This is a genomic window from Mycobacterium talmoniae (assembly GCF_001854525.1).
Lineage (GTDB): Bacteria > Actinomycetota > Actinomycetes > Mycobacteriales > Mycobacteriaceae > Mycobacterium > Mycobacterium talmoniae.
Genome location: NZ_MLQM01000002.1, coordinates 78,138 through 92,143 on the forward strand (window position 1 = coordinate 78,138; position 14,006 = coordinate 92,143).

Consider the following 14,006-nt stretch of genomic DNA (forward strand, 5'->3'; position numbering starts at 1 on the left):
CGACACACCATGCTGCCAGACCTCCGGGGTCCCGGCAGCGCGAGCGACGCTCAGCTAACCCGTCAGACGCTCGATCGAGCGCAGCGGAATCGGCAACCAGCCCGGGCGGTGCCGCGACTCGTAGCCCGCCTCGTACACCGCTTTGTCCAGTTCGTAGGCCGCCAGCAGGTCCGCGGACTCCCGCGGGTCGACCCCGGACACCGCGGCGTAGCCGTCACAGAACGCGGTGCGGTTGCGCTGCACCCATTCGCGGGCCCGCGCCGCCAGTTGCTTGTCGTCGCTCTGGTCGACCAGCTGCCCGTAGGCGGCGTACTCGTAGGAGCGCAGCATGCCGGCGACGTCGCGCAGCGGGGAGTCCGGGGCGCGCCGCTCCTCGAACGGCTGGCCGGGTTCGCCCTCGAAGTCGATCAGCAACCAGCTTTCCGGGGTGCGCAGCACCTGGCCCAGATGCAGGTCGCCGTGCACGCGTTGGGTGGTGATCGGCGCGCCGGCCAGCGCGCCGAACCGCTGCTCGATGGCGCCCAGGTGGGGCTCCAGTTCGGGGACGGTCGCGGCGGTGGCCTTCAGCCGCGCCAGCACGGTGTCCACGCCGAAGGTGGCCCGCGCGGTGCCCAGGGCCTCGGACAACGTCGCGTGCACCGAGGCGACCGCCTCCCCGAGTCGCTGGGACTCGCCGGCGAAATCCCCGCCGACCTCGTGGGCGTACAGGTCGGCCTCGGCGAACAGGTCGCGCACGCTGGCGGTGGCCATCGCCCAGCCTTCCGCGGAGTTGGCGGCGTACGCGCTGACCATGCCCAGCGGGCAGGGCACCCCGCCGGGCAGCACCGCCTGGTAGGCGCCCAGCAGCCGGGCCGCATGCGGGTTGTCGGTGCGCGCCAACACCCGGTTCAACTCGACGTCGGGACTGATGCCAGGCTGCACGCGACGGAACACCTTCAGGATGGCGTCTTGCTCGAAGATGACGCTGGTGTTGGACTGCTCGGCGTCGGCCACCCAGGACGCCGCGTCCAGCGGCAGCACGGCGTCGGGTTCCCGGGCGAAGCTGACGTCGCCGCGCACCGCCGCCGAGTCGATCAGCGACAGCAAAAACCGGCAGGCGCGGGGGTCATACAGCGCGTCGTAGCCGACGTGGCCGTGATCGGTGCCGATCGTGGCGACCGCGCTGTACTCCGAGACCAGATCGGCGTCCCAGCTCACCACCACCTGATAGCGGTCGGCGGCCCCGTCGGTGTAGGTGACGTCCACCAGCACCAAATCCAGGCCGTCGCGCAACGCCACGATCAGGCCGGGGGTGGCGGCGGACAGTTCCCGGTTGCGGCCGGCGTACCAGCGTTGTTGGACCAGCCAATCCGCCCAGGGCAGGTTGGCGGGTATCCCGGCGGGACGGTCGGCGGAAGTCATCGCGACTCCTCAGACTTGCACAGCTGAAACCAGTAGAAGCCGTGTCCGGGCAGGGTCAGCAGGTAGGGCAGCTGCCCGATGGCCGGAAACTCCACGTGCCCGGTCAGTTCGATCGGGGTGTAGCCGCTCCAGTGCTGCAGGTTCAGCTCGATCGGTTGGGGGAAGCGGGACAGGTTGTTGACGCACAGCACCACGCTGTCAACGCCGCCCGCGTCATCGTCGATCTCCCGCACGTACGCCAGCACCGACGGGTTGGAGCCGCCCAGTTCCCGGAACGTGCCGAGGGCGAAGGCGTCGTGGCGGCGGCGCACCGCCAGCATGGTGCGGGTCCAGTTCAGCAGCGACGTCGACGTGTCGCGCTGGGCTTCGACGTTGACCGACTGATGGCCGTACACCGGGTCCTGGATGGGCGGCAGGTACAGCCGGCCCGGGTTGGCGGTGGAGAACCCGGCGTTGCGGTCCGGGGTCCACTGCATCGGGGTGCGCACCGCGTCGCGGTCCCCCAACCAGATGATGTCGCCCATGCCGATCTCGTCGCCGTAGTACAGGATCGGGGACCCGGGCAGCGACAGCAGCAGGGCGGTGAACAACTCGATCTGGTTGCGGTCCTTGTCCAGCAGCGGCGCCAGCCGGCGCCGGATGCCGACGTTCGCCTTCATCTGCGGGTCTTTGGCGTATTCGGCGTACATGTAGTCGCGTTCCTCGTCGGTGACCATCTCCAGCGTCAACTCGTCGTGGTTGCGCAGGAAGATGCCCCACTGCGCCATCTCCGGGATCGGCGGTGTCTGCGCCAGGATCTCGGAGATGGGGAAGCGCGACTCGCGGCGCACCGCCATGAAGATGCGGGGCATCAGCGGGAAGTGGAACGCCATGTGGCACTCGTCGCCGCCGGTGTCCGGGTCGCCGAAGTACTCGACGACGTCGGACGGCCACTGGTTGGCTTCGGCCAGCAGCACCCGGCCCGGGTATTCGTCGTCGACCACCTTGCGGCAGCGTTTGAGGAAGGCGTGCGTCTCGGGCAGGTTCTCGCAGTTGGTGCCCTCCCGCTCGAACAGGTACGGCACCGCGTCGAGCCGGAACCCGTCGATGCCCAGGTCCAGCCAGAACCGCAGCACGTCGATCATCGCGTCCTGCACGGCCGGGTTGTCGTAGTTCAGGTCGGGTTGATGCGAGAAGAACCGGTGCCAATAGAACTGGCGGCGCACCGGGTCGAAGGTCCAGTTGGATTCCTCGGTGTCGACGAAGATGATCCGGGCGTCGGCGTAGCGTTCGCTGGTGTCGCTCCACACGTAGTAGTCGCCGTAGGGGCCGTCGGGGTCGCGGCGGGATTCCTGAAACCATGGGTGCGAGTCGGAGGTGTGGTTCATCACCAGGTCGGTGATGACGCGGATGCCGCGGCGGTGGGCGGCGTCGAGCAGCGTGACGAAGTCCTCGACGGTCCCGAACTCCGGCAGCACCCGGTAGTAGTCGCGGATGTCGTAGCCGCCGTCGCGCAGCGGCGAGTCGTAAAACGGCGGCAGCCACAGGCAGTCGACGCCCAGCCAGCGCAGGTAGTCCAGCCGTTCGGTGAGCCCGCGCAGGTCGCCGATGCCGTCGGCGTTGGAGTCGTAGAACGCGCGGACCAGCACCTCGTAGAACACCGCGCGTTTGAACCAGGTCCGGTCGGCCGGCAGGGTGGTGGCGTCGCCGAAGTCGTCGGCGCTGGGATGCTCGACCACCCCGTCTTCGATGCGGCTGCCCGCGGTGGGGTCGGCCGGATCGTGTTCGTCGTTCGCTACACCCACCCCTCCACACCTACCGCAAAACCGCGGCGGTTACCCGTCGAGGCGGGGAATCAGCCGACCGGGCCGGGCGCCAACGTGACCTTCTCGGTGTGCACACCGGCCATCGGACCCCGCCAGGTCAGTGCGATGGTGTCGCCGGGGTGGTGCTGGTCCAGCAGGTTCGTCAACGCGGTCGCCGAGGTGACCGGCGCGTTGTCGACCGCGGTGATCACGTCCTCCATCCGGATTCCCGCGTCCGCGGCCGGGGTGTTGGCCAGCACCCGCTCCACCCGCGCGCCGGCGCCGTTGTGGTCGACCACGCCGACCCCCAGGAACGCGGTGTCACCGATGTGCACCGTGTTCGACGCGGCGCCGGACCGGATCTGCCCGGCGATCGCGAGCGCCTGGTTGATCGGGATCGCGAAGCCCTGACCGCCCTGCTGCGGGATCTTGTAGTTGTCGGAGGCGGCGGTGTTCATGCCGATCACCTGGCCGGCGGCGTTGACCATCGGCCCGCCCGAATCGCCGGCCCGGATCGGGGCGTCGGCCTGGATCATGCCGTTGAGCGTCTCCGAGCTGCCGGTCAGCTCGTCGGCCGCCGACACGGTCTGATTCAGCGCGCTGACGTGGCCGGCGACCGCGCTCGGGGTGCCGCCCTGGCCGCCCGCGTTGCCCATCGCGACGACCGGGTCGCCGACCGCCACCGACGACGAGTCACCGAGATCGGCGGCGGGCAGCCCGACCGCCCCGCGCAGCTGCACCACGGCGACGTCGTGGCTGCGGTCATAGCCGAGCACGTCGACGTCGTAGGTTTGGCCGTTACCGATGGCGACCGCGGTGATGTTGGTGGCCCCGGAGATGACGTGGTTGTTGGTCAGCACCACGCCGCTGGGGTCGAGCAGGATGCCGGTGCCGGCCCCGACCGCGCTTTGGTACCCCATCTGGGTGTTGATGTCGACGACGGTCGGTCCCACCTTGGCGACCATCGACGACGGGTCCGGCGCCGGGGCGGGCGCGGCGTACGCCGGCGCCGTGGCCAGACCCAGCCCGACCGCAGCCGCCATGAGCAAAGACCGCCACGGTCCGCGGGGAGATCCGCCCATCCCGTCACCTCCAGCATCGGTTCGCCGTTGCCTCGCAGCGTACGTGGCCGTCACGCGCGATTGACTGCACTTTACGGTAGCGCCCGGCGCGGACGGGGACGGCTGGCGCGGCGAAAACGGTGGTGTCCCATAGGCTGGCCGGGTGGGCGACATCGCCGACCTCCGCCGCCGGTTCGCGCAGGCACCGGTCGCGCGGCTGGCCACCGTGACCTCCGACGGCGCGCCGCACCTGGTGCCGGTGGTGTTCGCGGTGCGCGACGACCTGGTCTACACCGCCGTCGACGCCAAACCCAAGACCACGGCCCGGCTGCGCCGGCTGGCCAATATCGAGCACAACCCGCGGGTCAGCCTGCTGGTGGATCACTACACCGACGACTGGACCCGGCTGTGGTGGGTGCGCGCCGACGGCCGCGCGGTGGTGCACCACGACGGCGCGCAGCTGCACACCGGATACCGGCTGCTGCAGGCGAAATACCCGCAATACCGCACCGTGGCCCTGACCGGCCCGGTCATCGCCGTCGAGGTGCGGCGGTGGGTGGGCTGGCCGGGCTAACCGACCCGACGCACCCGGTATCGTGCCGACATGGCTTCCCGTGATCACGGCGACCCCGGCGACGCGCCGTCGGTGCCGCCCCCGTTGGCCCCGGTCGTCAACGACACCCGGCCGTCGGCGGCCGAAGAAGCCCGCACCATCGCGGCCTCCACCAACGCCGCCACGCTGGCGACCCTCACCGCGCACGGCGACCCGTGGGCGTCGCTGGTCACCTTCGGGCTGCTGGACGGCGCCCCGGTGCTGTGTGTGTCCCGGATGGCCGAGCACGGCCGCAACCTGACCCGAGATCCGCGGGCCAGCCTCGCCATCGTCGAACCGTCCACCCAGGCCGATCCGCTGGCGGGCGGGCGGGTCACCCTCGCCGGGGTGGTGCACCACCCCAACGGCGACGAGCTGGCCGCGGCCCGCGACGCCTACCTGGCCGACGTGCCGGCCGGCAAGTACTACATCGACTACAGCGACTTCTCGCTGTGGGTGCTGCGGGTGCACCGGGTGCGCTGGGTCGGCGGCTACGGCCGGATGGATTCGGCGACCGGCGAGGACTACACCGCCGCCGACCCGGATCCGGTGGCGCCGCACGCGGCGGGCGCGATCGCCCACCTCAACGCCGACCACGCCGAGTCGCTGCGGGCGATGGCCCAGGCGCTGGGCGGCTACCCGGACACCAGCTCGGCGACGTGCACCGGCGCCGACCGCTACGGCCTGGACCTTCGGGTCGTCACCGACCGCGGGGTGGCCTACACCCGGGTCGGCTACCCCGAGCCGATCGGCTCGGTCGCCGAGCTGCGCGGGGCGGCAAAAGAACTGGTGCGGTTGGCCTCGGCGTAGCTCGGTCAGTGCGCGGCCAGCTCGGCGGCGGGAACCGCGTCGCCCGAACCCGCCGGCGCCGCCCGCTCCAGGAACCGCAGCAGCTCCACCGGGAAGGGCAGCACCAGCGTGGAGTTCTTCTCCGCGGCGACCTCGACCACCGTCTCCAGCAGTCGCAGTTCCAGGGCGGCCGAATGGTCGGCCATCGCCTCGGCGGCCTGCGCGAGTTTGCGGGAGGCCTGCAGTTCACCGTCGGCGGTGATCACCCGGGCCCGGCGTTCCCGTTCGGCCTCGGCTTGCCGCGACATCGACCTCTTCATCGATTCGGGCAGCACCACGTCCTTGATCTCCACCCGGTCGATGTGGATGCCCCAGCCCAGCGCCGGGCTGTCGATCATCACCTCCAAGCCTTGGTTGAGCCCCTCCCGGTTGGACAGCAGGTCGTCCAGATCGCTCTTGCCGATGATCGACCGCAGCGACGTCTGGGCGACCTGCCCGATGGCCGAGATGTAGTCCTGCACATCGACGGCCGCCCGCACCGGGTCGGCGACCCGGAAATAGATCACCGCGTCGACCCGCACCGTCACGTTGTCGCGGGTGATGCCGTCCTGCGCGGGCACCGGCATCGTGATGATCTGCATGTTCACCTTTTCCAGGCGGTCGGCGACCGGAATCAGCCAGGCCAGCCCCGGCGTCCGCACCCGGGCTTGCACCCGCCCGAAGCGATAGACGACGCCGCGTTCATACTCCTTGATCACGCGGAAGGTGGTCGCCAGCGACAGCGCCGCGATACCCACGGCCGCGACCACGGCGTAAACGATGATCATGGTGTCTCCCGTCCACCCGGGGATCACCCTCAGTACCCGTCAGCGACGGCGGGCCGATTGGCGCCCGAATTCATACCTCCGATTGTGGCACCGGCCCTGGGGCGCCTCAACACATCATTCCCGCAGCTTGGCACGCCCAGCGGATGCGGTTTTTGTCGGTATGGCCTTGTGTTGCGCGGCGGTTGAGGGAATCGTGACTACCAGGACGCCGCCGGGGAACGAGGAGACAGGTCATGGCAGATAAGACGGCTACTTCCCCCGGAGCCGCGCCCACCGCCGACAGTCCGGCCGGCATCCGCAACGTGGTGGTGGTGGGCCCGTCGGGTGCCGGTAAAACCACCTTGGTCGATGCGCTGCTGGTGGCCTCCGGGGTGTTGCCCCGGCTGGGCTCGGTGGTGGACGGCACCACGGTCTGCGACTTCGACGACGCCGAGATCCGGCAGCAGCGCTCGGTCGGGTTGGCGCTGGCGTCGTTGCTGCACGACGGGATCAAGGTCAACCTGATCGACACCCCCGGCTACGCCGACTTCGTCGGCGAGCTGCGCGCCGGGTTGCGCGCCGCGGACTGCGCGCTGTTCGTGATCGCCGCCAACGAGGGGGTCGACGAGCCGACCAAGTCGCTGTGGCAGGAATGCGATCAGGTGGGGATGCCGCGCGCGGTGGTGATCACCAAGCTGGACCACGCCCGCGCCGACTACCCCAACACCCTGGCCACCGCGCAGGCGGCGTTCGGCGGCAAGGTGCTGCCGCTGTATCTGCCGGTCGGCGACGGGTTGATCGGGCTGCTGACCCAGACGCACTACGACTACGCCGGCGGGCAGCGCACCGAACACGCCCCGGACCCGTCGTACCGCGAGCAGATCGACGAACACCGCGGCAGCCTCATCGAGGGCGTCATCGAAGAGTCCGAGGACGAGTCGCTGATGGAGCGCTACCTGGGCGGTGAACAGATCGATCAGGCGGTGCTGATCGCTGACCTGGAGAAGGCGGTCGCGCGCGGCTCGTTTTTCCCGGTGATCCCGGTGTGCGCCAACACCGGGGTCGGCACGTGCGAGCTGCTCGAGGTCGCCACCAGCGGATTCCCGTCGCCGCTGGAGCATCCGCTGCCGGAGGTGTTCACCCCGCAGGGCGCGGCCCACGACAGCCTGGGCTGCGACCCGGACGGGCCGCTGTTGGCCGAAGTGGTGAAGACGACCTCGGATCCCTATGTCGGGAGGGTCAGTTTGGTCCGGGTGTTCTCCGGGACCATCAGGCCCGACGCGACGGTGCACGTGTCGGGCCATTTCACATCGTTTTTCGGCGAGGAGAACAGCCACGCCGACCACGACGAGGACGAGCGGATCGGCACCCTGTCGTTCCCGCTGGGTAAGCAGCAGCGCCCGGCGGGCACCGTGGTGGCCGGCGACATGTGCGCGATCGGGCGACTCAGCCGCGCCGAAACCGGGGACACCCTGTCGGACAAGGCCGAACCGCTGGTCCTGCGACCCTGGACGATGCCCGAGCCGCTGCTGCCGATCGCGGTCCAGCCGCGCGCGAAAACCGACGAGGACAAGCTGTCGGTCGGGTTGGCGCGGCTGGCGGCCGAAGACCCGACGCTGCGCATCGAGCAGAACCCGGAAACCCACCAGACCGTGCTGTGGTGCATGGGTGAGGCCCACTCCAGCGTGGTGCTCGACGGGCTGGCCAACCGCTACGGCGTCACGGTGGACACCGTGGAGCTGCGGATCCCGCTGCGAGAGACGTTCGGCGGCAACGCCAAAGGCCACGGCCGGCACGTCAAGCAGTCCGGCGGGCACGGTCAGTACGCGGTCTGCGACGTCGAGGTCGAACCGCTGCCGGAGGGCACCGGGTTCGAGTTCCTGGACAAGGTGGTCGGCGGCGCGGTGCCGCGGCAGTTCATCCCCAGCGTGGAAAAGGGGGTGCGGGCGCAGATGGAGAAGGGCGTCGACGCCGGATACCCGGTCGTCGACATCCGGGTCACCCTGCTCGACGGCAAGGCGCACAGTGTCGACTCGTCGGATTTCGCCTTCCAGATGGCCGGGGCGCTGGCGTTGCGGGAGGCCGCGGCGGCCACGAAAGTGACGCTGCTGGAACCGATCGACGAGGTCTCGGTGCTGGTGCCCGACGACCTGGTCGGCGCGGTGATGGGGGATTTGTCCAGTCGCCGGGCCCGGGTGCTGGGCACCGAGAAGGTCGGCGACGAGCGCACCCTGGTGAAGGCCGAGGTTCCGCAGGTCGAACTCAGCCGCTACGCGATCGACCTGCGCTCGCTGTCCCACGGCGCCGGATCCTTCACCCGGTCCTTCGTGCGGTATGACCCGATGCCGGAATCCGCCGCGGCGCGGGTCCGGGCCTAACCCCGCCGAGCAGACGCAGAATCGCACAAATTTCGCTTCGCGCGTGCGATTCTGCGTCTGCTCGCCGGAGAGAAAGGTGATCGATGACGACCTTCCATGGCCTGCCGGTGCACATCCTGCTGAACCACTTCATCATCGTGTTGGCCCCGCTGACCGCGCTGCTGGCGATCGTCGCGGCGCTGTGGCCGGCGGCGCGCCGCCGGCTGGTCTGGCTGCTGGTGGCGCTGGCGGCGGTGACCGTCGCGTTGACGCCGCCCACCGTGCGGGCCGGGGCCTGGTTCGCCGAGCACGTCGACTCCTCCCCCACCCTGACCACCCACATGAACCTGGGCGACACCACCATCTACTGCACGGTGGCGCTGCTGGTGGTGGCCGTACTGCTGGCGGTGACGCATGTTCGCCAACAGCGGGGGCACCGGCTGTCGCCGGCGGTGCAGGGGCTGATCGCGGTGCTGGTGATCGCGGCATCGGTGGCGGTGTTAGTGCAGGTCTACCGCATCGGCGAGTCGGGAGCCCGCGCGGCCTGGGGCAGTTTCACCGCCGCGGCCACACCCTAGGCGACCATTCGGAAAGTTTGCCACACCCGGTGTGCGGGCGTCGGCGTCGCGTCGTGTCGGGGCCCGTCCGATTAGAATGTGTTGTTGATGATTCAACCATTGGGGAGGGTGGGCGCCATGCGGAGCGTGGTTCGCTGTCTGTCGGTGGTGGCGGCGACGTGTGCGCTGACGCTGGCGGTCCCGGACACCGTCAGTCGGGCGGCCGAGGCGCCGCCGCGGGCCGGGTACACCGCGGCCACCATCCAGCCCGGCCCCGGCCAGGTGGTCGGGGTGGGGCACCCGGTGATCGTGCAATTCACCAAACCGGTCGCCGACCGCGCCGCCGCCGAACGCAGCATCGACATCGCCGCCCCCGGCAACATGACCGGGCGGTTCAGCTGGGTGAGCGACGAGGTCGTGCAGTGGGTGCCGGACCGGTTTTGGCCGGCCCACAGCACGGTGACGGTGCGGGCGAGCGGGTTGTCGAGCCGCTTCGAAACCGGGGATGCGGTGGTCGCGGTCGCCAGCATTTCCGCGCACACCTTCACCGTCAGCCAAAACGAAGAGGTGCTGCGGGTGATGCCCGCCTCGATGGGGAAACCCAAGCGCCCGACGCCGATCGGGTCGTTCACCGCGCTGTCCAAGGAGCGGACCATCAAGTTCGATTCCCGCACGATCGGGATTCCGCTCAACGACCCCGAGGGCTACCTGCTCGACGGGGAGTACGCCGTGCGGGTCACCTGGAGCGGGGTGTATGTGCATTCGGCGCCCTGGTCGGTGGATTCCCAGGGCTACGCCAACGTCAGCCACGGCTGTATCAACCTGAGCCCCTCCAACGCGGCCTGGTATTTCAACCTGGTGAACATCGGCGACCCGATCATCGTGCAGGCCTAAAACATCGTCCGTTCGATGCCGAAGCGGTCGAAGATCTTGCTGGCGATCTCTTCGATCGACACATGGGTGGTGTTCAGGCACGGGATCCGCTCCTGCTGCAGCAGCCGGTCGGCCTGCTGCAGCTCCCAGCGGCACTGCTGCAGATCCGCGTAGCGGCTGCCCGGGCGGCGCTGCTCGCGGATCTGCGCCAGCCGCTGCGCATCGATGGTGAGGCCGCACAGCCGGTCCCGGTACGGACGCAGGTGCGCGGGCAGCTCCAGCTTGTGCAGGTCGTCGTCGATCAACGGGTAGTTGGCCGCGCTCACCCCGTAATGCAACGCCATGTACAGGCAGGTCGGCGTCTTGCCGGAGCGCGACACCCCCACCAGGATCAGGTCGGCCTGCGAATAGTCCACGTCGATGCCGTCGTCGTGGGCGAGGGCGTAGTTGGTGGCGTTCATCCGCGCCTCGTATTTTTCGAAGTCGACCAGGCCGTGCGAGCGGTTCACCGCGCCGGAATGCTTGGTGCCCAACTCGTCCTCCAGCGAGCCCAGGAACGGCGCGAACACATCCAGCATCAATCCCCCGCTGGCGGCGACGATCTCCCCCAGCGAACGATCCGCCATAGTGTTCACCACGATCGGCCGGGTGCCGGTCTGCTCGTAGCGCGTCTTGATCCGCGCCGCCGCGGACTCGGCCTTGCGCACGTCGTCGATGAACGGCAGCCGGTGCTTTTCAAACTGCACGCCCTCGAACTGCGCCAGGATGCTGTTGCCGATCGTCTCCGCCGTGATACCCGTGGAGTCGGAAATGAAGAACACGGTACGTTGCATAGGTTTCCCGAGGATACGCGCTGGCCCGTCCCGTCCCGCTAAGGAGATTCCCGTGAACGACCAGGTGCTTTGGCTGGACCAGTTGCGCATGACCGATCTAGGCAGCGTCGGCGGGAAGAACGCCTCGCTGGGTGAGATGATCGGCAACCTCGCCGGGCTCGGTGTCTCGGTGCCGGGCGGTTTCGCCACCACGGCCAGCGCCTTCCAGCACTATCTGGACAGCAGCGGCCTGGCCGCCCGGATTGTCGATCGGCTGCGGGGTCTCGACGTGAAAGACGTCGACGCGCTGGCCGGCGCCGGCGCGGATATCCGCAGCTGGATCGTGGGCACCCCGCTGCCGACCGAGCTGGAGCAGGCCATCCGCGCCGCCTACGCCAAACTGTGCGAGGACGCCGGCGCCACCGACATCGCGGTCGCGGTGCGTTCCTCGGCCACCGCCGAAGACCTGCCCGACGCCTCGTTCGCCGGGCAGCAGGAAACCTTCCTCAACGTGGTCGGCGTCGACGCCGTGCTGCACCAGGTCAAGGAGGTGTTCGCCTCCCTGTACAACGATCGCGCCATCGCCTACCGGGTGCATCACGGATTCCAGCACGCGGAGGTGTTCTTGTCCGCGGGCGTGCAGCTGATGGTGCGCGCGGATACCGGCGCCGCCGGCGTGATGTTCACCCTGGACACCGAATCCGGGTTCCCCGACGTGGTTTTCGTGACCGGCAGCTACGGCCTGGGCGAGATGGTGGTGCAAGGCGCGGTGAACCCCGACGAGTTCTACGTGTTCAAGCCGACGCTGCAGGCCGGCAAGCCCGCGGTGCTGCGGCGCGGCCTGGGGGCCAAGCAGCAGCGCATGGTCTATTCGGACCGGCCGGGCGAACGGATCCGGGTCGAAGAGACCCCACCGGAGTTGCGTCGTCGTTTCTGCGTCACCGACGAGGAGGTGCAGGAGTTGGCCCGGCAGGCGCTGGTGATCGAGCGCCACTACGGCCGCCCCATGGACATCGAATGGGCCAAGGACGGTCCCACCGGCAAGCTGTACATCGTGCAGGCCCGCCCGGAGACGGTGAAGTCGCGCACCCACGCCACCCAACTCGAGCGTTTCCACCTCAACGAGAAGGGCGCGGTGCTGACCGAAGGCCGCGCCATCGGGCAAAAGATCGGCGCCGGCACGGCGCGGATCATCCGGTCACTGGACCAGATGAACAGCTTCGCCGACGGCGACGTGCTGGTGGCGGACATGACCGACCCGGACTGGGAACCGATCATGAAAAGCGCGGCGGCCATCGTCACCAACCGGGGCGGACGCACCTGCCACGCCGCGATCATCGCCCGCGAGTTGGGGGTGCACGCGGTGGTCGGCACCGGGGACGCGTTGACCCGCATTCCCGACGGGGCCGAGGTGACCGTGTCCTGCGCGGAGGGCGATACCGGCGTGGTCTACGCGGGCAGCCTCGCGTTCGAGCGGGTCACCGCCGACCTGAGCGCGATGCCCGAGGCGCCGCTAAAAATCATGATGAACGTAGCCAATCCGGACCGCGCGTTCGACTTCGGCATGCTGCCCAACGCCGGCGTCGGACTTGCCCGGCTGGAGATGATCATCGCCAGCCACATCGGCGTGCACCCCAAGGCGTTGCTCGACTACGCCCGCCAGGATGCCGAGACCACGGCCAAGATCGACGAGCGGATGGCCGGCTACGCCGACCCGGTGAGCTTCTACGTGGACCGCCTGACCGAGGGGATCACCACGATCGCCGCCTCGGTGTACCCCAAGCCGGTGATCGTGCGGCTGTCCGACTTCAAGTCCAACGAGTACGCCAACCTGATCGGCGGCCGCCGGTACGAGCCGCACGAGGAAAACCCGATGATCGGCTATCGCGGCGCCAGCCGCTACGTCGACCCCGGTTTCGCCGAGGCCTTCGCGCTGGAGTGCGCGGCGGTGAAAAAGGCGCGCGAAACCATGGGGTTCACCAACATTTGGGTGATGATCCCGTTCGTGCGCACCGTCGCCGAAGGGGCCCGGGTGATCGAGGCGCTGGCGCACAACGGCCTGCGGCGCGGCGAGCACGACCTCAAGATCATCATGATGTGTGAGGTGCCGTCCAACGCGCTGCTCGCCGACGAATTCCTCGACATCTTCGACGGGTTTTCCATCGGCTCCAACGACCTCACCCAGCTCACCTTGGGCCTGGACCGCGACTCCGGCATCGTCGCCGACCTGTTCGACGAACGCGACCCGGCGGTGAAAAAGCTGCTGGCGCTGGCGATCGGCGCCGCCCGCGGGAAAGGCAAGTACGTCGGCATCTGTGGCCAGGGGCCCAGCGATCACCCGGATTTGGCCGAATGGCTGATGGACCAGGGCATCGAGTCGGTGTCCCTGAACCCGGACACGGTGGTGGACACCTGGCTGCGGTTGGCGAACAAGCGGGCGGGTTCGGGCTAGGGCTCCGGGTACCGGAGCGTTCGCGAGTGTGCGGTTTCATACGCCCAGGCGTATCGCGTATGAATCCGCATAGTCGGCGCGATCTTTATCCTCCACCCCCGCAACCTAATCCCGCCCCGGCGCGCGCAGCGGGTGCCCGCCCAGCGAGGCGGTGATCACCGCGGGCGGCATCCGCGACACGTACAGGTCGGCCCGCTGCTGCGGCGTCAGATGCCGCCAGGCCCGCAGCCGGCCGGCCGCGCGGCGACCTGCCTGCCGCAACACCGCGGAGCACCGGGCCGAAACGGGGCGGTGCAGAACAAAATCCATGGCCTTCTCCTGTCCGGAGGCCCGTCCGGTCGGAAAAGTCGCGCGACGGCGACGGCTCGGGCTCAGCCGAGAACAGGGGTACCCGGACCGGGTCGGGCCGAAACTGCGGTCAAACACGGATGTGGACTATCGCTGCGACACAATCTCGCCCTCACCTCCTCGGTCCAGATACCCGTGAGCCAACGTTCGTTCCATGCTGGCACCGCGGCCCGG

At 69.2% G+C, this 14,006-nt stretch carries 12 protein-coding genes; 6 read left to right on the forward strand and 6 right to left on the reverse strand.

What is annotated here, in order from left to right; translation table 11 throughout:
* Nucleotides 1-54: 54 nt before the first annotated feature.
* The 3 genes from BKN37_RS00950 to BKN37_RS00960 are packed head-to-tail and all read right to left on the reverse strand — an operon-like array spanning nt 55 to nt 4,267.
* Entirely contained in the window at nt 55-1,401 is a 1,347-nt protein-coding gene (locus tag BKN37_RS00950) for a maltokinase N-terminal cap-like domain-containing protein (RefSeq protein WP_071019792.1), read from the reverse strand.
* Entirely contained in the window at nt 1,398-3,185 is a 1,788-nt protein-coding gene (treS, locus tag BKN37_RS00955; protein WP_071019795.1) for a maltose alpha-D-glucosyltransferase, read from the reverse strand. The genes BKN37_RS00950 and treS overlap by 4 nt, the downstream gene beginning before the upstream one ends.
* Nucleotides 3,186-3,235: 50 nt before the next feature.
* Entirely contained in the window at nt 3,236-4,267 is a 1,032-nt protein-coding gene (locus tag BKN37_RS00960) for a S1C family serine protease (RefSeq protein ID WP_071019798.1), read from the reverse strand.
* A gap of 142 nt (nt 4,268-4,409) precedes the next feature.
* Between BKN37_RS00960 and BKN37_RS00965 the strand changes: the two genes are divergently transcribed.
* Nucleotides 4,410-4,820, forward strand: coding sequence for a TIGR03668 family PPOX class F420-dependent oxidoreductase (locus BKN37_RS00965; protein ID WP_071019801.1), 411 nt, complete (start codon nt 4,410-4,412; stop codon nt 4,818-4,820).
* 30 nt (nt 4,821-4,850) lie between these two features.
* Nucleotides 4,851-5,648: a HugZ family pyridoxamine 5'-phosphate oxidase gene (locus tag BKN37_RS00970; protein WP_071019804.1), complete on the forward strand. Its 798-nt coding sequence runs from the start codon at nt 4,851-4,853 to the stop codon at nt 5,646-5,648.
* Nucleotides 5,649-5,653: 5 nt separating this feature from the next.
* Here the strand turns inward: BKN37_RS00970 and BKN37_RS00975 are convergent, their stop codons facing one another.
* On the reverse strand, nt 5,654-6,454 hold the full coding sequence (locus BKN37_RS00975; RefSeq protein ID WP_071019807.1) for an SPFH domain-containing protein: 801 nt from the start codon (nt 6,452-6,454) through the stop codon (nt 5,654-5,656).
* A gap of 233 nt (nt 6,455-6,687) precedes the next feature.
* Between BKN37_RS00975 and BKN37_RS00980 the strand changes: the two genes are divergently transcribed.
* From BKN37_RS00980 to BKN37_RS00990, 3 genes are all read left to right on the forward strand, one after another.
* Nucleotides 6,688-8,811: an elongation factor G-like protein EF-G2 gene (locus BKN37_RS00980; RefSeq protein ID WP_071019811.1), complete on the forward strand. Its 2,124-nt coding sequence runs from the start codon at nt 6,688-6,690 to the stop codon at nt 8,809-8,811.
* An 83-nt stretch (nt 8,812-8,894) separates the two neighbouring features.
* Complete coding sequence (locus BKN37_RS00985) at nt 8,895-9,368, forward strand: DUF2231 domain-containing protein (RefSeq protein WP_071019814.1); 474 nt, start codon at nt 8,895-8,897, stop codon at nt 9,366-9,368.
* Nucleotides 9,369-9,485: 117 nt separating this feature from the next.
* Nucleotides 9,486-10,241, forward strand: a complete 756-nt coding sequence (locus tag BKN37_RS00990; protein WP_071019817.1) for a L,D-transpeptidase — start codon at nt 9,486-9,488, stop codon at nt 10,239-10,241.
* Here the strand turns inward: BKN37_RS00990 and ppsR are convergent.
* Nucleotides 10,238-11,053 carry a posphoenolpyruvate synthetase regulatory kinase/phosphorylase PpsR gene (gene ppsR / locus BKN37_RS00995; protein ID WP_071019821.1) on the reverse strand — a complete coding sequence of 272 codons (816 nt, stop codon included), beginning with the start codon at nt 11,051-11,053 and terminating at the stop codon, nt 10,238-10,240. The two genes, BKN37_RS00990 and ppsR, sit on opposite strands and share 4 nt — an antisense overlap.
* A 52-nt stretch (nt 11,054-11,105) precedes the next feature.
* Here ppsR and ppsA point away from each other — a divergent pair, with 52 nt between their 5' ends.
* Nucleotides 11,106-13,484: a phosphoenolpyruvate synthase gene (gene ppsA, locus BKN37_RS01000; protein WP_071019825.1), complete on the forward strand. Its 2,379-nt coding sequence runs from the start codon at nt 11,106-11,108 to the stop codon at nt 13,482-13,484.
* Between the two features lie 105 nt (nt 13,485-13,589).
* On the opposite strand, the gene BKN37_RS01005 is transcribed toward ppsA, so the two are convergent.
* Complete coding sequence (locus BKN37_RS01005; RefSeq protein WP_071019829.1) at nt 13,590-13,793, reverse strand: hypothetical protein; 204 nt, start codon at nt 13,791-13,793, stop codon at nt 13,590-13,592.
* Nucleotides 13,794-14,006: the final 213 nt, after the last annotated feature.

Bases quoted from the DNA above. Each gene is read 5' to 3' on its own strand.
- BKN37_RS00950 (WP_071019792.1), bottom strand. From the start codon at position 1,401: ATGACTTCCGCCGACCGTCCCGCCGGGATACCCGCCAACCTGCCCTGG.
- BKN37_RS00960 (WP_071019798.1), bottom strand. From the start codon at position 4,267: ATGGGCGGATCTCCCCGCGGACCGTGGCGGTCTTTGCTCATGGCGGCT.
- BKN37_RS00970 (WP_071019804.1), top strand. From the start codon at position 4,851: ATGGCTTCCCGTGATCACGGCGACCCCGGCGACGCGCCGTCGGTGCCG.
- BKN37_RS00975 (WP_071019807.1), bottom strand. From the start codon at position 6,454: ATGATCATCGTTTACGCCGTGGTCGCGGCCGTGGGTATCGCGGCGCTG.
- BKN37_RS00980 (WP_071019811.1), top strand. From the start codon at position 6,688: ATGGCAGATAAGACGGCTACTTCCCCCGGAGCCGCGCCCACCGCCGAC.
- BKN37_RS00985 (WP_071019814.1), top strand. From the start codon at position 8,895: ATGACGACCTTCCATGGCCTGCCGGTGCACATCCTGCTGAACCACTTC.
- BKN37_RS00990 (WP_071019817.1), top strand. From the start codon at position 9,486: ATGCGGAGCGTGGTTCGCTGTCTGTCGGTGGTGGCGGCGACGTGTGCG.
- ppsR (WP_071019821.1), bottom strand. From the start codon at position 11,053: ATGCAACGTACCGTGTTCTTCATTTCCGACTCCACGGGTATCACGGCG.
- BKN37_RS01005 (WP_071019829.1), bottom strand. From the start codon at position 13,793: ATGGATTTTGTTCTGCACCGCCCCGTTTCGGCCCGGTGCTCCGCGGTG.